25 protein-coding genes are annotated in these 21,098 nt (G+C 57.0%); 7 read left to right on the plus strand and 18 right to left on the minus strand.

Translation table 11 applies throughout. The features are described from left to right. Positions 1–6: 6 nt before the first annotated feature. Genes citF through citG form a run of 3 tightly spaced genes read left to right on the plus strand, consistent with a single transcriptional unit; the run spans position 7 to position 2,847 of the window. Positions 7–1,530 carry a citrate lyase subunit alpha gene (citF, locus tag N037_RS09970; protein ID WP_032640622.1) on the plus strand — a complete coding sequence of 508 codons (1,524 nt, stop codon included), beginning with the start codon at positions 7–9 and terminating at the stop codon, positions 1,528–1,530. Continuing rightward, positions 1,527–2,066, plus strand: a complete 540-nt coding sequence (citX, locus tag N037_RS09975) for a citrate lyase holo-[acyl-carrier protein] synthase (RefSeq protein ID WP_032640623.1) — start codon at positions 1,527–1,529, stop codon at positions 2,064–2,066. The genes citF and citX overlap by 4 nt, the downstream gene beginning before the upstream one ends. After that, positions 2,044–2,847, plus strand: coding sequence for a triphosphoribosyl-dephospho-CoA synthase CitG (gene citG, locus N037_RS09980; protein ID WP_032640625.1), 804 nt, complete (start codon positions 2,044–2,046; stop codon positions 2,845–2,847). The genes citX and citG overlap by 23 nt, the downstream gene beginning before the upstream one ends. A gap of 79 nt (positions 2,848–2,926) precedes the next feature. On the opposite strand, the gene N037_RS09985 is transcribed toward citG, so the two are convergent. The 4 genes from N037_RS09985 to mutY all read right to left on the minus strand — a co-directional run bounded on the left by N037_RS09985 (position 2,927) and on the right by mutY (position 6,961). After that, positions 2,927–4,183, minus strand: a complete 1,257-nt coding sequence (locus N037_RS09985; protein ID WP_023333358.1) for a nucleoside permease — start codon at positions 4,181–4,183, stop codon at positions 2,927–2,929. A 225-nt stretch (positions 4,184–4,408) separates the two neighbouring features. Continuing rightward, positions 4,409–5,485, minus strand: coding sequence for a membrane-bound lytic murein transglycosylase MltC (gene mltC / locus N037_RS09990; RefSeq protein WP_032640628.1), 1,077 nt, complete (start codon positions 5,483–5,485; stop codon positions 4,409–4,411). A 124-nt stretch (positions 5,486–5,609) separates the two neighbouring features. Next, positions 5,610–5,882, minus strand: coding sequence for an oxidative damage protection protein (locus N037_RS09995; RefSeq protein ID WP_023309138.1), 273 nt, complete (start codon positions 5,880–5,882; stop codon positions 5,610–5,612). A 26-nt stretch (positions 5,883–5,908) separates the two neighbouring features. After that, positions 5,909–6,961: an A/G-specific adenine glycosylase gene (gene mutY / locus N037_RS10000; protein ID WP_197278574.1), complete on the minus strand. Its 1,053-nt coding sequence runs from the start codon at positions 6,959–6,961 to the stop codon at positions 5,909–5,911. A 144-nt stretch (positions 6,962–7,105) separates the two neighbouring features. Between mutY and trmB the strand changes: the two genes are divergently transcribed. From trmB to N037_RS10015, 3 genes are read left to right on the plus strand one after another with little or no spacing between them, the layout of a single operon-like run. After that, positions 7,106–7,825: a tRNA (guanosine(46)-N7)-methyltransferase TrmB gene (gene trmB, locus N037_RS10005; RefSeq protein WP_023333355.1), complete on the plus strand. Its 720-nt coding sequence runs from the start codon at positions 7,106–7,108 to the stop codon at positions 7,823–7,825. Further along, positions 7,825–8,151, plus strand: coding sequence for a YggL family protein (locus N037_RS10010; protein WP_023333354.1), 327 nt, complete (start codon positions 7,825–7,827; stop codon positions 8,149–8,151). The genes trmB and N037_RS10010 overlap by 1 nt, the downstream gene beginning before the upstream one ends. 57 nt (positions 8,152–8,208) lie before the next feature. Further along, positions 8,209–8,925, plus strand: a complete 717-nt coding sequence (locus N037_RS10015; protein WP_023333353.1) for a DUF2884 domain-containing protein — start codon at positions 8,209–8,211, stop codon at positions 8,923–8,925. Between the two features lie 75 nt (positions 8,926–9,000). Here the strand turns inward: N037_RS10015 and N037_RS23780 are convergent, their stop codons facing one another. From N037_RS23780 to N037_RS10045, 6 genes are all read right to left on the minus strand, one after another. Then, complete coding sequence (locus N037_RS23780) at positions 9,001–9,363, minus strand: endonuclease domain-containing protein (RefSeq protein ID WP_072163932.1); 363 nt, start codon at positions 9,361–9,363, stop codon at positions 9,001–9,003. A gap of 63 nt (positions 9,364–9,426) precedes the next feature. Continuing rightward, complete coding sequence (gene hemW / locus N037_RS10025) at positions 9,427–10,569, minus strand: radical SAM family heme chaperone HemW (RefSeq protein ID WP_032640634.1); 1,143 nt, start codon at positions 10,567–10,569, stop codon at positions 9,427–9,429. Beyond that, positions 10,562–11,155, minus strand: coding sequence for an XTP/dITP diphosphatase (locus N037_RS10030; RefSeq protein ID WP_023333350.1), 594 nt, complete (start codon positions 11,153–11,155; stop codon positions 10,562–10,564). The genes hemW and N037_RS10030 overlap by 8 nt, the downstream gene beginning before the upstream one ends. A 3-nt stretch (positions 11,156–11,158) precedes the next feature. Continuing rightward, complete coding sequence (gene yggU / locus N037_RS24850) at positions 11,159–11,455, minus strand: DUF167 family protein YggU (protein WP_023333349.1); 297 nt, start codon at positions 11,453–11,455, stop codon at positions 11,159–11,161. Continuing rightward, a complete protein-coding gene (locus tag N037_RS10040; protein ID WP_023333348.1) occupies positions 11,452–12,018 on the minus strand; it encodes a YggT family protein in 567 nt (188 codons plus the stop codon). Before N037_RS10040 ends, yggU begins: the two co-directional genes overlap by 4 nt. 21 nt (positions 12,019–12,039) lie before the next feature. Then, positions 12,040–12,741: a YggS family pyridoxal phosphate-dependent enzyme gene (locus N037_RS10045; RefSeq protein WP_023333347.1), complete on the minus strand. Its 702-nt coding sequence runs from the start codon at positions 12,739–12,741 to the stop codon at positions 12,040–12,042. Positions 12,742–12,758: 17 nt separating this feature from the next. Between N037_RS10045 and N037_RS10050 the strand changes: the two genes are divergently transcribed. After that, positions 12,759–13,739 (plus strand): type IV pilus twitching motility protein PilT, encoded by a 981-nt coding sequence (locus tag N037_RS10050; protein ID WP_032640636.1) that lies wholly within the window; start codon positions 12,759–12,761, stop codon positions 13,737–13,739. Between the two features lie 10 nt (positions 13,740–13,749). Here the strand turns inward: N037_RS10050 and ruvX are convergent, their stop codons facing one another. From ruvX to metK, 8 genes are all read right to left on the minus strand, one after another. Then, positions 13,750–14,166 (minus strand): Holliday junction resolvase RuvX, encoded by a 417-nt coding sequence (gene ruvX, locus N037_RS10055; protein ID WP_021242076.1) that lies wholly within the window; start codon positions 14,164–14,166, stop codon positions 13,750–13,752. After that, a complete protein-coding gene (locus N037_RS10060; protein WP_008499752.1) occupies positions 14,166–14,726 on the minus strand; it encodes a YqgE/AlgH family protein in 561 nt (186 codons plus the stop codon). Before N037_RS10060 ends, ruvX begins: the two co-directional genes overlap by 1 nt. An 87-nt stretch (positions 14,727–14,813) precedes the next feature. Then, entirely contained in the window at positions 14,814–15,761 is a 948-nt protein-coding gene (gshB, locus tag N037_RS10065) for a glutathione synthase (RefSeq protein WP_023333345.1), read from the minus strand. Between the two features lie 19 nt (positions 15,762–15,780). Further along, positions 15,781–16,512, minus strand: coding sequence for a 16S rRNA (uracil(1498)-N(3))-methyltransferase (gene rsmE / locus N037_RS10070; protein ID WP_032640638.1), 732 nt, complete (start codon positions 16,510–16,512; stop codon positions 15,781–15,783). Positions 16,513–16,563: 51 nt separating this feature from the next. Next, positions 16,564–17,271, minus strand: a complete 708-nt coding sequence (gene endA / locus N037_RS10075) for a deoxyribonuclease I (protein ID WP_032640640.1) — start codon at positions 17,269–17,271, stop codon at positions 16,564–16,566. Between the two features lie 94 nt (positions 17,272–17,365). Next, positions 17,366–17,863 (minus strand): SprT family zinc-dependent metalloprotease, encoded by a 498-nt coding sequence (locus N037_RS10080; protein ID WP_032640642.1) that lies wholly within the window; start codon positions 17,861–17,863, stop codon positions 17,366–17,368. Positions 17,864–17,921: 58 nt separating this feature from the next. Beyond that, positions 17,922–19,319, minus strand: a complete 1,398-nt coding sequence (gene galP / locus N037_RS10085; RefSeq protein WP_023309123.1) for a galactose/proton symporter — start codon at positions 19,317–19,319, stop codon at positions 17,922–17,924. Between the two features lie 434 nt (positions 19,320–19,753). After that, on the minus strand, positions 19,754–20,908 hold the full coding sequence (gene metK / locus N037_RS10090) for a methionine adenosyltransferase (protein ID WP_010435443.1): 1,155 nt from the start codon (positions 20,906–20,908) through the stop codon (positions 19,754–19,756). Positions 20,909–21,098: the final 190 nt, after the last annotated feature.

Raw genomic sequence — 21,098 nt, forward strand, 5'->3', positions numbered from 1 at the left:
GAGATGATGAATCAGACAGAACTTCTTCACGTGAATTTTCCCCATCTGCGGGACTTAAAACCCTTCGATACCGCCCACAGCGCCACGCCGTGGCTGGCGGACAGCGACGCGAAGCACAGCCGCAAGCTCTGCGCCTCTGTTGAAGAGGCGGTGATGCGAAGCGGCCTGCAGGACGGGATGACCATCTCCTTCCACCATGCGTTTCGCGAAGGCGACCGGGTGATCAACACCGTCGTGGCGCTGCTGGCGCGGATGGGCTTCAAAAACCTGACGCTGGCCTCCAGCTCGCTGATGACCTGCAACGACGCGCTGATCGAGCATATTGAAAGCGGCGTCATCACCCGGATTTACACCTCGGGGATGCGCGGCAGGCTGGCGGACGCCATCTCCCACGGGCTGATGGACGAGCCGGTGCAAATCCACTCCCACGGCGGGCGCGTGAAGCTGCTCCAGGACGGCGAGCTGAATATTGACGTGGCGTTTCTCGGCGTGCCGTGCAGCGATGAGTTTGGCAACGCTAACGGCACGCACGGTAAATCGTGCTGCGGCTCGCTCGGCTACGCGATGGTGGACGCGCACTTTGCCCGCAAGGTGGTGCTGCTGACCGAAGAGCTGGTGCCGTTCCCGAATATGCCCGCCAGCCTGGTGCAGGACCAGGTGGACTACATCGTGCAGGTGGAGAGCGTGGGCGATCCGGCGAAAATCAGCGTCGGCGCGGCGCGCGTCACCAGCAACCCGCGAGAGCTGATGATCGCCCGCTATGCGGCGGACGTCATTGAACACTCCGGCTACTTCAAACCGGGCTTCTCGATGCAGACCGGCTCCGGCGCGGCTGCGACCGCCTGCACGCGCTTTATGGAAGAGAAGATGGAGCGCAGCGGCGTGAAGGCGCGCTTTGCGCTTGGCGGCATCACCGGCAGCCTGGTGGATCTGCACGAGAAGGGGCTGATCGAAAAGCTGCTCGACACCCAGTGCTTTGACGGCCAGGCGGCGGCTTCGCTGGCGCGCAACCCGAACCACGTGGAGATTTCCACTAACGTCTACGCCAACCCCGGCAGCAAGGCGGCAAGCTGCGACCAGCTCGACGTGGTGATCCTCAGCGCGCTGGAAATCGACGTCGATTTCAACGTCAACGTTATCACCGGATCCGATGGGGTGATGCGCGGCGCGTCCGGCGGGCACTGCGACGTGGCCGCCGCGGCGAACCTGACCATTGTGGTCGCGCCGCTGCTGCGAAGCCGTATTCCGACGGTCGTGAAGCGGGTGACCACGCGCCTCACGCCGGGCGAAAGCATCGACGTGCTGGTCACCGACCACGGCATTGCGGTCAATCCGGCGCGCCCGGAGATCCGCGAACGACTGATGGAAGCAGGACTGAAGGTTGTAGACATTAGCGCGCTTTACGCGCGGGCGATTTCCCTGACCGGCGTACCGAAACCGATTGAATTTACCGACAAAATCGTCGGGGTGATCCGCTACCGCGACGGCAGCGTGATCGACACCGTGCGACAGGTGAAGGAGGAAGTATGACTTTAGCGACACCCGTGCGGGCGGGTGTCAGCCTGGACGAACTGCTGGCGGCGAAAGATCGCCGCGCAGCGCGCCAGGCTGACATGCTTGAGCACTATCAACAGCCGGTGATTTCCCTCACGCTGGTCACGCCGGGGGAAATCAAAGACAGCCTGCGCTATCGCAATACCATGGGCGTGGCGCTGCAAATGTGCGACCAGCTGCTGTGGGAGAACCGCTGGCAGGTGCTGGACCGCCAGGTGCTGTGGCTCCCGACCGGGCCGGAAGCCCTGTGGTGCGTGGCCCATCCGGCGGCGGAAATCAAAGCGCACTGTGCGGATCTGGAGCAGACGCACCCGCTCGGCAGGCTGTGGGATCTGGACGTGATCTGCCCTCAACACGGCCACGTCGGGCGTCAGTCGCTGGGGGCGAATCTCAGACGCTGTCTAATCTGCGACGAGCCCGCTCACGCCTGTTCCCGTTCGCGCAATCACCCCGCTGAGCAGGTGGTTTCCCGCGTGGAGAAGATGATTGATGACTGGTTTGCTCGCGACTAAACCGCGCCCGGTTGACGTGCCTGCACTTGCCGAAGCGGCGCTGTGGCAGGAGCTGGAGCTGACGCCCAAGCCGGGGCTGGTGGACAAGCTCAATAACGGTTCTCATCGCGATATGGACCACGCGCTGTTCGTCCGCAGCATTGCGGCGATCACGCCGTGGTTTTCGCGTTTTGCCGAGCTGGGCAGCGCGCATGCGGATAAACCCGCTGACGCGCAGTTACGGATTATCCGCCCGATGGGGATGGCCTGCGAGCAGGCGATGTACGCCGCGACGAACGGGGTGAACACCCACAAGGGCGGGATTTTTGCCCTGGGTTTACTGTGCTTCGCCGCCGGGCGTGTGAAAAATTTCTCCGCAGACAGCCTCTGTTGTGAGGTGAGTAACATCTGCCGCGGGATGGTGTCGCGTGAGCTGGCCGCCCGCAGCGGGCAGAAAACGGCGGGCGAGCGGCAGTTTCAGCAGTATGGCTTAACCGGCGCGCGCGGTGAGGCGGAAAGCGGTTTTGCGACGGCGCGTAGGGCGCTGGCGCAGTGGAACGGACGGTCGCTTCACGGCCTGCTGTTGCGCCTGATGGCGGTTAATCAGGACAGCAATCTCGTTTCGCGCGGCGGCATTGATGGGCTGCGCTACGTTCAGGGCTACGCGCGGGAATTACTGGCTAACGGCTGGGACCGCGAGGCGTTGCTTAAGATGGATAAGGCATTGATTGAACGAAACCTGAGCCCGGGCGGCAGCGCGGATTTGCTGTCGGTGGGGTGGGTGCTCTCTGCAATAAAATAGCCGGGTGGCGGCTTCGCCTTACCCGGCCTACGGTCTGGTTTTGTAGGCCCGGTAAGCGCAGCGCCACCGGGCACAACAATCAATGCGCTATTGGCTGCGCACCGTGCGGTTCACGCACGTGCTTGTACTTGAACAGCGCGATGAACGCGAAGAACAGCACCAGCGAGTACGCCGCGAAGATCAGCCATACAGGCTGCCAGTTGGTGATGCCGTTGGTGGTGTACATCTCAACCACCTTACCGCTCACCACACCGCCCAGAATACAGCCGAAGCCGTTGGTCATCATCAGGAACATACCCTGTGCGCTGGCGCGGATTTCAGGCTTCACCTCTTTTTCCACAAACACCGAACCGGAGATGTTGAAGAAGTCGAAGGCGCAGCCGTAAACAATCATCGACAGCACCAGCAGCACGGTACCGAACGCGCTCGGGTCACCGTAGGCGAACAGGCCGAAGCGCAGCATCCACGCGGCGATACTGATCAGCATGACGTTTTTGATGCCGTAGCGGCTCAGGAAGAACGGAATGGTCAGGATGAACAGCGTCTCAGAGATCTGAGAGATGGACATCATCACCGACGCGTGCTCGACGATAAAGCTTCCGGCGAACAGCGGGTTGTTGTCGAAGCTGTGCAGGAAGGTGTTGCCGAACATGTTGGTGATCTGCAGCTCTGCGCCCAGCAGCATGGAGAAGATAAAGAAGATCGCCATGCGCTTGTTTTTGAACAGCGCGAACGCGTCCAGGCCGAGCATGGTACTCCAGCTCTGGTTTTTCTGCTGGTTAGAAACCGGAATGGTTGGCAGCGTCAGGGTGAAGATCGCCAGCACCACGGAGAGCGCTGCACCGATATAGAGCTGCATATGGCTCAGTTCAAAGCCCGCGAAGCTCACGCCCCACATCGCCATGATAAAGCCGATGGTACCCCAGATACGGATTGGCGGGAAGTCGGTCACGATATCCATATCCGCGGATTTCAGACGGTAGTAGGAGATGGTGTTGATCAGGCCAAGCGTTGGCATATAGGCCAGCGAGTTAAGCAGGATCACCATGAACATCGCCCCCGGCGTGTTCACCTGGGCCGCCATAAACAGCGTCCCCGCACCCACCAGATGGCAAAGCATGTACAGCCATTTCGCACTCAACCATTTATCCGCCACGATGCCCAGCAGCGTTGGCATGAAGACAGCCGCAATACCGAGCGAACTGTATACGGCACCGATTGACGCTCCGTCGAACTTGAGCGTTACAAACATATAGGAGCCGAGTGTAGTCAGCCAGCTACCCCACAGGCAGAACTGCAGAAACGACAATATTTTAAGCTGCAGCTTAAGGTTCATGTTACTTTCCTCACAAGTGAGCGGGAGATATGTTGTTATAGGAACATTCAGGGTTGTTATTTGATGCAATTCTATCAGTTGGCAACGATATGTTTTGTTACCTCCCGCAAAAAAATGCAATCCACATTAATTTGCAGTTTGGATTGTGATGCAAATAACATTTTCGTATGGGTGTTCAATTTCCCTCTCCCTTTTGGGGAGAGGGTTAGGGTGAGGGGGCGTTTTTTAGCGACGACGATAGTTCTTCTGCGCCGTATTCACCTTATACAGATAGCGGCGGGATTCCGCAGACGGGTGGCGGGTCGTGAGGGTTGAGTAGACATCCCCCGGTGCCATGCTGTTGATGATGTTCGCGGCCTGCACTTTGTCATTTGAGAAGACGCGCAGCACGCTGCCCGCGCCGCCGTTATAGGCGGTGATCACCGCATAGCGGCGCGACGTTGGGTTATCAATTCCGCCGAGGTAGACATTGTTCAGCATCGCCAGGTAGGCCGTGCCTGTATCAATGTTGCTCTGCGGATCGAACAGATAGCTGCGGCTCGGCGTGCCGGATTTCCCCTGCGCGCGGAAGACGTCTTTACCGGCGCTGTGCTGCACAACCTGCATCAGCCCCAGGGCGTCGGAACGGCTTACCGCGTACGGGTTGAACGATGATTCGGTCTGCATAATCGCCAGGATCAGCGACTCATCCACGCCGTACTTGCGCGAGGCCTGACGCACCATCCCAATGTACTTATGCGCACGCTTGTCGAGGTGGTTCGGGACGAGGTTGATGGTGACGCTGTAGATAATCTTCAGACCGTTAGAGCGGCTTTTCAGGCGGGTCTGCAGCAGGTAGTCGGCAAATTTCGTGGCGCGACCTTCCCAGCGGATCGGCTGACCGGTCTGATCGACAACCTGGCCGTACAGGAACGGCTCTTTCGAGATAGTGATATCGTCGGCATCGGAGTAGAGATCGATAGATCCCGGATCGTCACACATCAGCAGGGTTTTGATAATCGCCTGACGGAGTCGTGCCGCAGGGTCTGTGCCTGCAATGGTCTCAATCGTGATCGTACCCTCATCAAAGTTGATGTGGCTACGGGTCTGATAGGCGTCGGTGTACTTAACGTAGTCCTTAGGTCCGGCAATAAGAACTTCGTTAAATCCCCATATATTCTCGATGTTGTGGGCAAACTGCCCCATCAAAATGTCAAAACCGTTGGTGTCCTTGATCCAGGCTTCGTTGTAATCTTCGCCTTTTTTTGACGAACACGAGACAAGCAACGGCGCAACAAGGGCTAGCGCTAAAAGTTTTTTCATCATTCCGGGAGTGCGTGTTGTGTTTGCTTAGTCGTTGCTATTGCCCGGCGGCGCTACGCTTGCACGGGCCTACGGTTTTGTAGGCCGGGTAAGCGCAGCGCCACCCGGCAACAGCCGCTCAATATTATTTTTCCGGTGGCGTATAGCCTTCGATGTGCACGTCTTTACCTTCGAACAGGAAGCTCACCATCTCCTGCTCTAGCAGCTTGCGGTGTTCCGGGTTCATCATGCTGAGTTTTTTCTCGTTGATCAGCATGGTCTGCTTTTTCTGCCACTGTCCCCAGGCTTCTTTGGAGATTTCATTGTAGATGCGTTTACCCAGATCGCCCGGATAAAGCTGGAAATCCTGGCCTTCAGCGTCACGCTGCAGGAAAGTACAAAAAATCGTTCTGGCCATACTCATTCCTCTTTTTCTTGTCGATGCTAAACCATTGCACCGGCACGTAATTGCTGTAACAGGCGCTCCACGGGAGCCGCCAGTCCGACTGATGGCGGTTGCGCTAAGTTATACCAGAGAGCGGTGCCTTCATCCATGCACGAGGCAAATGACGACACGGGAAGCCACATGGGTACAATATCCAGGTGGAAATGGCTGAAGGTATGGCGAAACGCGGTCAGCTGCGTCAGGTTATCGGCAGCAATCCCGCGCTGTTTAAGCCATTCACGCAGCAGGTCTTCATTTTCAAACTGTGGGAAGCAGTATAGACCGCCCCACAGGCCGCTCGGCGGCCGCTGGGCAAGGAACACGTCGTCGCCGTGCTGCATCAGCAGCATATAGCCGGTGCGCTCCGGCAGCGTCTGTTTGGGTTTCTTACCCGGATATTGCGCCCATGAATGGTTAGCGTACGCCACGCAGAGGTTATTCACCGGGCAGAGTTCGCATTTTGGTTTTGAGCGCGTGCAGACCATCGCGCCGAGATCCATCATCGCCTGGTTAAAACGCTCAACGCCGTTGGCCGGGGTGACCGCTTCACTTATTTCCCAAAGACGTTTTTCAACGTCCTTCTTCCCCGGCCAGCCGTCGACGGCATAGCAGCGTGCCAGCACGCGCTTCACGTTGCCGTCGAGGATCGGGAAATGCTTGCCTAAAGACAGGGAGAGGATAGCGCCTGCGGTTGAACGTCCGACGCCGGGGAGATCGGCCACCTCGTCGAAGGTTTCCGGGAATTTACCGTTGTGGCGCGTCGCAACCTGCTGTGCGGCCTTATGCAGATTACGCGCGCGGGCGTAATAGCCAAGACCGGTCCACAGGTGCAGGACCTCGTCCAGCGGCGCGTTGGCCAGATCGGTCACCGTCGGGAAGCGCGCCATAAAACGCTCGAAGTAAGGGATAACCGTGGCGACCTGCGTTTGTTGCAACATCACCTCGGAGAGCCATACTTTGTAAGGCGTTTTTTCAATTTGCCAGGGCAGGGTTTTACGCCCGTATTTGTCGTACCAGTCCAGCACCTGGGCTGAAAATTGAGAGGCTTGCATGGTCATCGATTCGCATAATCAGGGACGCAGATTGCAGCACAGCGTCAATCTGCTGTAAACCGGATCTTTCCCATGCTTGCATAGAAGCCTTAACTTTGGATAATGCCCGTTTCCCGAACATTCTCACAAGCAGACAACTCTTTTATGAAAAACGACGTCATTTCACCGGAATTTGATGAAAACGGTCGCCCGCTGCGCCGTATTCGCAGCTTTGTCCGCCGTCAGGGCCGCCTGACAAAAGGGCAGCAACATGCGCTGGACAACTACTGGCCGGTGATGGGCGTTGAGTTCAGCGAGCAGCCTCTGGACTTTACCGAACTGTTCGGCCGCGAAGCCCCCGTCACGCTGGAGATTGGGTTTGGTATGGGCACCTCGCTGGTGACCATGGCGAAAGCGCGACCGGAGCAGAACTTCCTCGGTATTGAAGTCCACTCCCCGGGCGTGGGTGCATGCCTGGCAACGGCCCATGAAGAGGGCGTTGAGAACCTGCGCGTGATGTGTCACGACGCGGTGGAAGTGCTGCATAAAATGATTCCTGACAATTCTTTAACCATGGTTCAGCTCTTTTTCCCTGACCCGTGGCACAAAGCACGTCATAATAAACGCCGTATCGTTCAGGCGCCGTTTGCCGAGCTGGTGAAAAGTAAGCTGAAGCTGGGCGGCGTCTTCCACATGGCGACCGACTGGGAACCGTATGCGGAACATATGCTGGAAGTGATGTCGTCGCTGGACGGGTATAAAAACCAGTCTGCAAGCAACGACTATGTACCGCGTCCGGAATCGCGTCCGGTAACGAAATTTGAACAGCGTGGCCATCGTCTTGGTCACGGTGTATGGGACTTAATGTTCGAGAGGGTGAAATAATGGCAAAGAATCGTAGCCGTCGTCTGCGTAAAAAGATGCACATCGAAGAATTCCAGGAAGTGGGCTTCTCCGTTGCCTGGCGTTTCCCGGAAGGCACCAGTGTAGAACAGATCGATCGGGACGTGGATGCGTTCATCAATGACGTGATCGAGCCAAACAAGCTGGCCTTCGACGGTAGCGGCTACCTGGCATGGGAAGGTCTGATCTGCACCCAGGAAGTGGGTAAATGCACCGAAGAACATCAGGCGCTGGTGCGTAAATGGCTTGAGGACCACAAGCTGGAAGATGTCCGAGTCAGCGAACTTTTCGACGTTTGGTGGGACTAATAAAGCAAGTACGGGGCCAGCATTAGCTGGCCCATTTTGTCTGAGGGAGTGTTTAAGATGCGCAAAACGTTGCTGGCTGTTGCTTTGATGGCAACCGGATTCACCGCCCATGCGGAGTATAAATGTAGCGTCACCCCGCGTGATGACGTGGTGTTAAGCCCGCAAACCGTGCAGGTTAAAGGCGAGAACGGCAATCTGGTGATTACGCCGCAGGGGAATGTCACCTTTAACGGCAAGCAGTACAACCTGACTGCCGCACAGCGTGAGCAGGCGAAAGACTATCAGGCCGATTTGCGTACCGCGCTGCCATGGATTAATGAAGGTGCGCTGACCCGCGTTGAGAAAAGCCGCGTCGCGCTGGATAAGATCATCACCAAAGAGGTGGGTGAGAGCAGCAACATGCGCACCCGCCTGACGAAGCTCGACAAGCAGCTTAAAGAGCAGATGAACCGCATTATCGAGACGCGCTCCGACGGCCTGACGTTCCACTACAAGGCGATTGATGAAGTGCGTGCCGACGGGCAGCAGTTGGTGAATCAGGCGATGGGCGGCATTCTGCAGGACAGCATTAACGAGATGGGGGCGAAAGCCGTGCTGAAAGGCGGCGGTAACCCGCTGCAGGGCGTGCTGGGCAGTCTGGGCGGCTTGCAGACCTCCATTCAGAACGAGTGGAAGAACCAGGAAGATGATTTCCAGCAGTTCGGCAAAGACGTGTGTAAACGCGTGGTGTCGCTGGAAGATAGCCGTAAGGCGCTGGTGGGGACGCTGAAGTAAGATCTCTGCGCGCTGGGCCCCTCACCCTAACCCTCTCCCCAAAGGGGCGAGGGGATGGTTTGCTCCCTCTCCCTTTCAGGGAGAGGGCCGGGGTGAGGGTTGTAGCATTTGCAGTGTTTCAAGGATCTTTTCTAACACCGCCTCTTCGTTATCCCAGAGTTCGTTATTCCAGAATCGAATGACATGCCAACCTTTCTCGTTAAGCCAGCACGTTCTTTGACGATCGTATTCCTGCTTTTCATCATGATGCCCGCCATCCAGCTCAACAGCCAGACGAGCCGCGCAGCAGGCGAAATCCAGAATGTAGTTTCCTACCGGATGCTGTCGGCGAAATTTATAATTTTCGAAACGGCGGCTGCGCAGTAGATACCAAAGCCGCCTTTTTTCTTTTGTCAGCTCACGTCTGAGCTGTTTTGCATAAGAACGAGTAATTTCCATCCCCGCACTCTGCCAGCCTTTCCCTCAGCCGACAGAACGGGATGCGAAATCCTGAATCAGCCTTCAGGATTCTTCGGCGAGGAACAGTTCAAGAAGGGAGTTTAAGAACAGTTTGCCGTGCTCGGTGATCTGCCAGTATTCCTCACATTCCGTGAGATACCCCTGGGCCAGCGCCTCGTCGATCTGCGGGCGAATCACCGACTCCGGCAGCCCGGTGTAACGCGCAAACTCCACGCGCGGCGCGGCTTCCAGCAGGCGGAATCGGTTCATAAAGAACTCAAACGGCTTATCCGCCGCCTCGACGTCGTGCTGACGCTCCAGGTAGCGGCCTTCCATATACCCGCGCGGATGGCGAGTCTTCGCCGTACGCAGAATGCGCCCGTCAGGGAAGGTGACCTTACCGTGCGCGCCGCAGCCAATCCCCAGATAGTCGCCAAAGCGCCAGTAGTTCAGGTTGTGCTGACACTGGTAGCCCGGCTTCGCGTACGCGGACGTTTCATACTGCTGATAGCCCGCAGCGGTTAGCAGCCTGTGGCCCTGCTCGAAGATATCCCACAGCGCGTCGTCGTCCGGCAGCACCGGCGGGCGGGAACCGAACAGCGTGTTTGGCTCGATGGTGAGCTGATACCACGACAGGTGCGGCGGATTCAGTTCGATCGCCTGGCGCAGGTCGTCCAGCGCCTCTTCCAGCGACTGATCCGGCAGGCCGTGCATCAGATCCAGGTTAAAGCTGCGAAGATTAAGCCCGGTCGCCAGGTGTGCCGCGCGCTTCGCCTCTTCCGGGCCGTGAATGCGCCCCAGACGTTTCAGCTTCGGCTCGCTAAAGCTCTGCACGCCGATGGAAATGCGGTTCACCCCCGCGTGCTGATAGTCGACAAAACGGTCGGCTTCAACGGTGCCGGGGTTGGCTTCCATCGTAATTTCAGCATCCGCCGCCAGGTTCAGGCGCGCACGCACGCCGTCCAGCAGCGTCTGCATCGCCGGGCCGGACAGCAGGCTCGGCGTACCGCCACCAATGAAAATGGTCTTAACTTCACGTCCCTGTGCGTAAGGTACATCGGCGTCCAGGTCGGCCAGCAGATGCGCAACGTAGTCATCGTGCGGCACTTCGCCCTTCAGCGCGTGCGAGTTGAAATCGCAGTACGGGCATTTCTGCACGCACCACGGGATGTGAATATACAGACTCAGAGGCGGCAAATTAGCCATTACGCAGTGCTTCCAGTAACAGTTTCAGCGCGCGTCCACGGTGGGAAATCGCGCTTTTCTCTTCGCGGGTCAGTTCCGCAGCGGTTTTGCCCTCGGAGGGGACAAAGAAAATTGGGTCGTAGCCAAAGCCGCCGTTGCCAGCCGCTTCACGGGTAATCACGCCCGGCCAGCTGCCGTGGCAGACGATCGGCGTCGGGTCTTCCGCGTGACGCATATAGACCAGCACGCAGTGGAACTGCGCGGTGCGCTGTTCGTCGGGAACGTCCTTCAGAGCCACGAGCAGCTTTTCCAGATTCTGCTGGTCGGTGGCGTCCACGCCGGAATAGCGCGCGGAGTAAATCCCCGGCGCACCGCCGAGGAAATCGACGGCCAGACCGGAGTCGTCGGCAATCGCGGGCAGGCCGGTAATCTGCGCAGCGTGGCGGGCTTTCAGGATCGCGTTTTCGATAAACGTCAGCCCCGTCTCTTCGGCGGACTCCACGCCAAGATCGGTCTGGGCGACTACGTCCAGCCCAAAATCATTTAATAGCGAGGCCAGCTCGCGCACTTTACCGGCGTTGCCGGTCGCGAGAACAACTTTCTGCATGGTTTAGTCCTGTTCTTTCAGAGCCGCGACTTCCGTCGGGATAGATTGCGGATTAAGGATTTTTACCTGTTTATGTCGCCCAAGTTCACCTTTTTCAATGATGACCTGGCTTTTGGCGACGCGAAACTGTTTTGCTAAATATTTGGTCAGATGCGCATTCGCCTGGCCGTCAACCGGCGGGGCGGTGATGGCGACTTTTAACTCGTCGCCATGCAGCCCAACAATACTGTCACGGCTGGCTTTGGGCTGAATGTACAGCCGCAAAACCAGCCCGTCAGCGCAGGTGCTTACTGCACTCATAGCGCCATCCACAGCCCCGGCAGCAGCATGTTGCCCGTGGCCTGTAACAGCTCGGCAATCCCCATATTGGCCACATACAGCAGCAGCACCAGTATCATCGGGGAGAAGTCGATTCCGCCCATTGAAGGCAGCAGGTTGCGAATCGGACGCAGCAGCGGTTCAGTCAGCTGGATCAGGGCATATTCCACTGGACTGCGCCCCTGGCTTACCCAGCTCATGATCGCCATCACCAGCAGCACCCAGAAGATCAGCGACCCGATGGTTTTAATCAGAATCAGGACGGCGGCAATCCAGATAATCGGCTGGAAGGTGATGACCATAAACAGCACTATCGCTTTGATAACGCTCAGAATAAACGCCACCAGCAGAGACGAACTGTCGATGGGACCCATGGCCGGGATAATGCGACGCAGCGGTCCGACAACAGGCTGCGTGATTTTCACGACAAACTGCGAGAACGGATTGTAAAAATCACAGCGGGCCCACTGCATCCAGACGCGCAGCAAAAGCGCCATAGTGTACAGCTCAAGCACAGTTGAGAGCAGGAAAGTCAACGTCTTCATGGCGTTCCTCAGGTTTCCTTATTATTTTGAGTAGTCGCGCGCACCGAAAATTGCCGTGCCGATGCGCACCATAGTGCTGCCTGCCGCGATGGCGGCTTCCATATCATCCGACATGCCCAGTGAAAGCGTGTCTACCGTGTTATAACGCGCTTTAAGCGCCTCAAATGCTACAGCCATTTGCTGTGCCACGGCAAACTGCCTTTCATAACTTGACTCAGGTGCCGGAATTGCCATCAGCCCGCGCAGGGTCAGGCGCGGCAGTTCGGCCACCTCTGCGGCCAGCGCGTCCAGCTCGCTCAGCGCAATGCCGGACTTGCTGTTTTCATCGCTGATGTTGACCTGAATAAGCACGTTGAGCGCTGGCATTTCCGTCGGGCGCTGGTCATTCAGACGGGTAGCAATACGCAGACGGTCGATGGTATGGCACCAGTCGAAGTGCTCTGCCACCAGACGGCTTTTGTTCGACTGCAGTGGGCCAATAAAGTGCCATTGCAGACTCGTCTTCCCCTGTTCCTGGAAATAACGAATTTTATCCACGCCTTCCTGCACGTAGTTTTCACCAAACGCCCGCTGGCCTGCATCAATGGCTTCTGCGATGGCGCTCGCAGGCTTGGTTTTGCTGACTGCAAGCAGCGTAATTTCTTCTGAAGCCCGGCCGCAACGCGTTGCAGCGGCTGAGATTTTGTCCCGGACCTGTGCCAGGTTATGCGCAATGTCGTTCATTTTCCGAGGAGTAGTCTATGGATCTGGAAGAAATTGTGGCTCTTAGTGTAAAGCATAACGTCTCCGATCTACACCTGTGCAGTGATTCGCCACCGCGCTGGCGCAGATTAGGCCGACTTGAGCCTGCTCCCTTTCCGCCTCCCGACGTTGGGGCGTTATTAAAAGCGTGGCTCAACGATGAGCAGCAGGGAACATGGTGGGCGAACGGGCAGGTGGACTTTGCCGCGACGGTGACGGGAGGCCAGCGCCTGCGCGGCAGTGCCTTTAAGCAGATGAGCGGTATCTCTGTGACGCTGCGGCTGTTGCCGCGTACCTGCCCGCAACTCACTTCGCTAGGCGCGCCGCGGGTAATCCCTGAACTGTTATCCAATGACGCCGGGCTGATTCTGGTGACTGGGGCAACCGGCAGCGGCAAATCCACTACGCTGGCGGCGATGGTCGATTTTCTCAACCGCCATGCTGACGGCCATATCCTCACGCTTGAAGATCCGGTGGAGTTTATCTACCAGAGCGAGCGTTGCCTGATCCAGCAGCGGGAGATAGGTCAGCACAGTACGTCATTTGCCGACGCGCTGCGCGGCGCCTTACGCCAGGATCCGGACGTTATTCTGCTCGGGGAGTTGCGCGACAGCGAAACGATCCGCCTGGCGCTGACGGCAGCGGAAACCGGACATCTGGTGCTGGCGACGCTGCATACGCGCGGGGCATCGCAGGCGATTGAACGGCTGGTCGATACGTTCCCGGCGCAGGAGAAAGATCCGGTGCGTAACCAGCTGGCCGGCAGCCTGCGGGCGGTGCTGGCGCAAAAGCTGCTTCCCGATCTACAGGGCGGGCGCGTCGCGTTGTATGAACTGCTGGTGAACACCGCAGCGGCGGCGAATCTGATTCGTGAAGGGAAAACGTGGCAATTGCCAGGCATCATCCAGACCGGTCAGCAGGCTGGAATGCAGAACTTTGACCAGAGCCTGGCGGAGAGACGGGCGCAGGGGCGGCTGTAGGCTCCTGCGTTCAAAAGCCCTGTTCGAAATAGCTTTCGAGGATGATGACTGCTGAAGCGGAATCCACGCTGCCCTTGTTGAGCGCCCTGAAGCCGCCGTGCTCAAACAGGCCCGCACGCGCTTCGACGGTGCTAAGACGCTCGTCGTGAAGCTTCACGGAGACGCCAAACCGGCCATGGATTTTATTGGCGAACTTACGTGCCCGGGCGGTAAGCGGCTGTTCCGTGCCGTCCATGTTCAGCGGCAGCCCAACAATCACGTCGTCCGGCTGCCACTCTTTGAGCAGACGCTCGATAAGATTCCAGTCAGGCGTGCCGTCATTGGCCTTCAGGGCCGTGAGCGGACGCGCGGTACCGGTGATGCGCTGACCCACGGCAACGCCAATGCTTTTGGTGCCAAAATCGAAGGCCAGAAGCGTTCCGCTCATCAGGCGTGCCCCGCTACGCCTGGCATGGTCAGGATATCAATGCCAATCAGCTTCGCCGCGTCACGCCAGCGATCGGCGATAGGGGTTTTAAACAGGATATTCATGTCCGCAGGCGCGGTAAGCCAGGCGTTATCGAGGATCTCTTGCTCAAGCTGGCCTTTCTCCCATGATGAATAGCCCAGCGCCACCAGCACTTCAGAAGGCTGCTCTGCGGTGCCCAGCGTTTCGAGCACGTCACGCGAGGTGGTGATAACGGTGTTGTCGGAGATGCGAATGCTGGAAGAGAATACCGGCGGCGTATGCAGGATAAAGCCGCGATCTTCTGCAAGAGGTCCACCCAGCATCACCGGTTTATCCAGCCGGATTTCCGGCAGTCGCGCTTCAGCCGGTATTTTCAGCTTGTCCAGAATCCCTTCAACCTGCAGGTTTTCCAGCGGTTTATTGATGATAATGCCCATCGCGCCGTCTTCATTGTATTCACAAATATAAACCACGGCGCGGCGAAAAATCGGGTCCTGGAGAGCAGGCATGGCAATAAGAAAGTGATGCTGTAAATTCATTGTCAGAGGTACTGTTTCCTGGTTTAAAAAGCGACAGCGCCCAGTATGGGGACAAACACAGGCGCTGTCACTAATAGTATTGTTAGGTTATTTCTGTAAACGTTTTTCGATAGCGTCCATCAGCATTCCGGTAATTGAGATCGGGAATTCCGCTTCAATTTCACGAATGCAGGTTGGGCTGGTGACGTTCACTTCGGTCAGACGATCGCCGATGATATCCAGGCCAACGAAGATCAGGCCTTTGGCTTTCAGCGTCGGGCCAACGCGGCGGGCAATTTCCCAGTCGCTTTCGGTCAGCGGGCGCGGCTCGCCGCGGCCGCCGGCCGCCAGGTTACCGCGGGTTTCGCCACCCTGCGGGATACGTGCCAGGCAGTAAGGAACCGGTTCGCCATCTACCACCAGAACGCGTTTGTCGCCGTCTTTGATCGCCGGAATATAGTTCTGTGCCATGCAGTAACGCGTGCCCAGCTCGGTCAGCGTTTCGGCAATCACGCCAATGTTCGGATCGCCTTCCTTCACGCGGAAAATCGACGCGCCGCCCATGCCGTCGAGGGGCTTCATGATGATATCGCCGTGCTTCTGCCAGAATTCTTTCAGCTGTGCTTTGCTGCGGGTCACCAGGGTTTCCGGCGTCAGGTCAGAGAACCAGGCGGTGTAGAGCTTCTCGTTGCAGTCGCGCAGGCTCTGCGGCTTGTTGACGATCAGCGTGCCTTTCTCTTCTGCACGCTCAAGGATGTAGGTGCTGTAGATGTATTCGGTGTCGAACGGTGGATCTTTACGCATCAGAATGACGTTGAGATCGGCCAGGGCAATGTCCTGCTCGGTGCCGAACTCGTACCATTTGTCGTAGTTCTGCTCGACGTTAACGATGCGGGTGCGCGCGCGGGCTTCACCCTTGATCAGGTAAAGATCGTTCATCTCCATATAGTGGAGTTCATAGCCGCGACGCTGCGCTTCCAGCAGCATGGCGAAGCTGGAATCTTTCTTGATGTTAATGTTTGCGATGGGGTCCATCACGATGCCGAGCTTGATCATGTTCTTCTCCGTTAATGCTTCAACCCAGATCGCCAAACCGTACCTGTAGCGCGGTAATGGCCGTGAGTGCCGTTGTCTCAGTGCGCAGAACGCGAGGTCCCAACAGAATATCAGTAAACTGGTAACGTGCCGTCATCGCAATTTCGTCCGCCGACAGGCCGCCTTCGGGGCCAATCAGCAGGCGTACGCGCTCAACGGGCAGGGGCAGCGTATTGATGCTGGCGCTGGCGCGCGGATGAAGATTGAGCTTCAGCCCACTGTCCTCTTCAGCACACCACTCCTCCAGATCCATCGCTGGGCGGATCTCCGGAATACGGTTGCGGCCACTCTGTTCGCAAGCCGCAATGGCAATTTTCTGCCACTGCTGGATCTTTTTGTTCAGACGTTCCGCATCCAGTTTAACGCCACAGCGTTCAGAAAAAAGTGGCGTAATGAGGCTTACACCCAATTCAATGGATTTCTGAATCGTGAACTCCATTTTCTCGCCGCGCGAGATCACCTGGCCCAGATGGATGTGTAGCGGTGATTCCCGGTCATCCACTTCGCCACGCAGGACGTTAACGTGCACGCTTTTTTTATCAGACCGCGTGATTTCCGCGTCGAAAACCTGGTTCGAGCCGTCGAACAGCTGTATTGCCTGACCTGCGCCCATGCGCAGCACGCGGCCAACGTGGTTGGCGGCATCATCAGACAGGGCGATTTCGCGGCCTGCGGTAATCAGTTCAGGATGGTAAATGCGGGGAATGCGCATAGTCAGAAATTCCATGTGTCATGCGATATAAGCGAATTGCCGTAGTGTAGGTTAGCTCTTTTGCGCCTGGCAAGCCCGCTGGACGTAAGGGTTGTGATTCCCCTGAACTCTGGCGATACGTTCGTCGCGCTGGCATTCCCACTCCGTCACCGGGTACTGCTTGTCCCAGGCGTTGAACAGCTGCGTCTGCTGGCGGGAGAGGTTGAGGTCGTAACGGTCACGCATATAGAAGTAGGTGCGGGCAATACTGCCGCGCGCGCGGGCAGGGGGCTCGGCGACTTTCTCTTTAAAATCAACCTTCATACCGCACTGGCCGTACTGGCCTTCGCCACCGTTCCACTGGCTGTACATGAAATTACCGCGGTCGCCGTTCACTTCACCTACGGCAGGCTGCAGGTTATGCATATCGCTTTCCATCTGGCGATAAACCGGATCTTTGGCGCAGTTTTTACGTCCGCCATCCTGCCAGCACTGGCGCTGGTGGCCAAACTGCCAGGCCGGAACGACATGCTCCCATTCAATACGGCTGGCGCGATTTTCGTTTTTACGCACCTTATAGCCGCAGGACTCAAGGTCAACGACCCCTTTTTTACCCTGCCAGTTAATTTTACAGCCGCAGTAGAAATCGCCCGGCACATCGGCGTTCACCTTCACGCCTGCTGCCTTAGCCTGGGAAAAACTGTTGATACCGTCGGCCAGAGCATGGCCTGAGAGCGCCGTCGTCAGAAAGGCGACTGTGAGAGAAAAATTACGGGACATCTTACACTCCGTGTCAAAACGAGCCCGCAACGTAACGAATGTTGTTCCTGTATGCAATCAGTCAGATCAGGAAAGTTCCTGAAAGTTCAGGTGATTATTCCGCAACCAGCGGCTCGCCGCATTTGACGCAGCGGTAGGTCGCCTCGCCGCGCACCACGCGATTATGGCGGCGGACGGTAAGCTGGTGCTGCTGACACTGGCAGCGGTAGGGGAAGGTATTGCGGCGCACCGATTCCAGCTCGAACTGATGGGTACGGCGTGCCGGAACGCCGAGCACCGCTTCCATCATCCACTTCCACTCTTTCCCGTGGGGCGCGACGCGCCCAAAGTGTTTCCACACCAGCAGATGCGCCAGCTCGTGCGGTACCACTTCCTCGATAAACGCCTGCTGGTTTTCCATCATCAGCACCGGGTTAAGGCGGATCTCATACGACTCGAGCCAGGCGGTACCGGCCGCGGTGCCGCGCTGCTGATAAACGATCTTCGGTTCAGGGTAATTGCGGCCAAGCTTCAGGTTCGCCTGGGCGAGTTTTTCCCGCAGGCTGCGCATAACGGCTTGCTGAAGGGCGATGGGGAGACGGGGTGCTTTCATAGGGGCAGAGCATAAAGCGCGAAGCGGGGAGGCGCAAGAGGCGCCTCCCGCAAGAGAATTAGTCGTGTGCGCCGATTTCGCGCAGAGGACGACCTTTCATCAGGTTACGTTCAATATGTTCCAGAGATACGTGTTTGGTTTCTGGAACCAGCCAGATTGTCAGCACAATAAAGAAGATGTTCAGACCGGCGTAGACCCAGAAGGTGTTCGCGTTGCCCAGGGTATTGAGCATGGTCAGGAACGTTGCGCCGACGATCATGTTGGCAATCCAGTTGGTTGCGGTAGAGCAGGTGATGCCAAAATCACGCCCTTTCAGCGGCTGGATCTCAGAGCACAGCACCCAAATCAGCGGGCCGGCGCTCATCGCAAATCCGACGATAAACATCAGCAGCATGCCTACGGCAAAGTACTGGGCGGTGGGTGAGTGAATGCCCACATGCATCATGGTACCGAGGACACCCATACCGGCCGCCATCACCAGGAAGCCCAGCGTCAGGGTTGGCTTACGTCCCCAGCGGTCCACCAGACCGATGGCGATAAAGGTGGCCAGCACGTTGGTCAGACCCACGATGACGGTCCCCCACATCTGCTCGGTGGTGTTGGTATAGCCCGCCAGCTCAAAGATTTTTGGCGCGTAATACATGATGACGTTCATCCCGGTGAACTGCTGCATCACCTGAAGCAGTACGCCGAGGAACACCGCACGGCGGAAGTTGCTGTTCTCTTTAAACAGCGCCCAGCCGGACTGTTTGACCTTCAGGCTTTCGCGGATCTCTTCCAGCTCGTTTTTCGCTTCGGCGCTGGTGTCGCGCAGGCGCATCAGTACGCGTTCGGCATCGTGGAATCGACGTTTGGCGGCGAACCAGCGCGGGCTGTCCGGCAGGAAGAAGACGCCAATCAGCAGCAGAATGGCCGGGATGATGATCACGCCGAGCATCCAGCGCCATGCGCCGCTGTAGCTAAACGCGGTATCGGAAAGGTACGCGCCCAAAATACCGATGGTGATCATGAGCTGGTACATCGAAATCATGCTGCCGCGGATTTTCTCCGGCGCGATTTCAGACAGGTAAAGCGGGGCGGTATAGGACGCCACGCCCACGGCCAGACCAAGCAGCACGCGGGAAACCAGCAGGACCTCAACGTTAGGCGCTGCGGCAGAGAAGAGTGAACCGGCAACGAACAGAATCGCGCCGATCATCAGGCTCTTTTTACGCCCGAGCTTGAAGGAGAGCCAGCCGCTGCCGACGGCCCCGACGGCCGCGCCAAACATCATGGAGCTGACTACCCACTCCTGGGTGTGAGCGCTGATCTGGAACTCGTCAGTGATGAAAGGTAATGCACCGGCAATGACGCCGATATCCAGGCCAAAAAGTAATCCTGCCAGGGCGGCGAGGAAACAGACGAAGAATGTCATCGCCTTGTTGGACGTACGCCCCTGTTTTTTATTGTCAGGCATTATGCCCTCCAGTTGGGTTATCAGTTTTATTGATGTAAAGGGTAGGTGAGTGACCCGTAAAAATATGTGAGATTAATCACATAGGTGTAATCGGTTACACTAACGCGGAACCGTAAAAATTATTAAAGCTTTGAAAATATAGAGGTAAATGAGGTGATGTGCATCGCGTTTGTTTGAATTTCGGACTTAACTGAAATGAAATGTAACAGCAGAAGAAAGACGATCAGGCAAAGAGAATATTCTGAAAGCGGGATATATTCGGCATGGTGTAAGCGGTTTCAAACATTGCCGTGTGGCGGCTGCGCCTTACCCGGCCTACAAACACCGCAAAACCCGTAGGCCCGTGCAAGCGAAGCGCCGCCGGGCAAAGATGATCGCACAAATGCAAAAGGCCAGCCCGAAGGCTGGCCTTTTATAAAGCAGCTGTCAGTCGATTACTTCAGACCGGCAGCTTCACGCAGCAGGGCGGCTTTGTCGGTTTTTTCCCATGGGAAATGTTCGCGACCAAAGTGACCGTATGCCGCGGTTTCTTTGTAGATTGGGTGCAGCAGATCCAGCATCTGAATCAGACCATATGGACGCAGGTCGAAGAACTCGCGCACCAGCAGCGTCAGCTGTTCTGAAGGCACTTTTTCAGTACCGAAGGTTTCAACCATGATGGAGGTTGGCTCAGCCACGCCGATTGCGTAGGAAACCTGGATCTCACAGCGGTCAGCCAGGCCGGCAGCAACGATGTTTTTTGCCACATAACGTGCCGCATATGCCGCAGAACGGTCAACTTTAGACGGGTCTTTACCGGAGAATGCACCGCCGCCGTGACGCGCCATGCCGCCGTAGGTATCAACGATGATTTTACGACCGGTCAGACCGCAGTCACCCATTGGGCCGCCGATAACAAAGCGTCCGGTTGGGTTGATGAAGAATTTGGTCGCAGAGCTCAGCCATTCGGTCGGCAGAACCGGCTTGATGATCTCTTCCATCACTGCTTCCTGCAGGGATTTCTGATCGATATCTTCGGAGTGCTGGGTAGACAAAACCACCGCGTCAATACCGACGATTTTGCCGTCGTCATACTGGAAGGTGACCTGGCTTTTCGCATCCGGGCGCAGCCACGGCAGGGTGCCGTTTTTACGCACTTCAGCCTGGCGCTGCACCAGACGGTGTGCGTAGGTGACAGGTGCTGGCATCAGCACGTCGGTTTCGTTGGTTGCATAGCCGAACATCAGGCCCTGGTCACCCGCGCCCTGTTCCAGCGGATCGGCACGGTCAACGCCCTGGTTGATGTCGGGAGACTGTTTGCCAATCGCGCTCAGCACCGCGCAGGAGTTGGCATCAAAGCCCATATCAGAATGCACATAGCCGATCTCACGCACCGTGTTACGGGTGATCTCTTCGATATCAACCCATGCGCTGGTGGTGATCTCACCGCCAACCAGAACCATGCCGGTTTTGACATAGGTTTCACACGCTACGCGCGCTTTTGGATCCTGCGCGAGGATCGCATCCAGCACCGCATCGGAGATTTGGTCAGCAATTTTATCAGGATGTCCTTCTGATACGGACTCGGACGTAAACAGGTGTTTTGCCATGTTTTATTTCACCTAAGAGGAATTTGGTTAGCTCAAGCTGCTGTGTGGAATAGCCAAAGGAGATAATTCTACCAAGGCCTGCAGGTTTTTGACACTGGCAGTATGAGTGTTAATCAGTATAGATGGATTAACATCTGGATGGCTATTTTAGGTCACTTCTTCGCCCGATTTCCAGTTTTTTTTGATTCAT

The organism is Enterobacter sp. EGD-HP1 (assembly GCF_000733275.2).
GTDB lineage: Bacteria > Pseudomonadota > Gammaproteobacteria > Enterobacterales > Enterobacteriaceae > Enterobacter.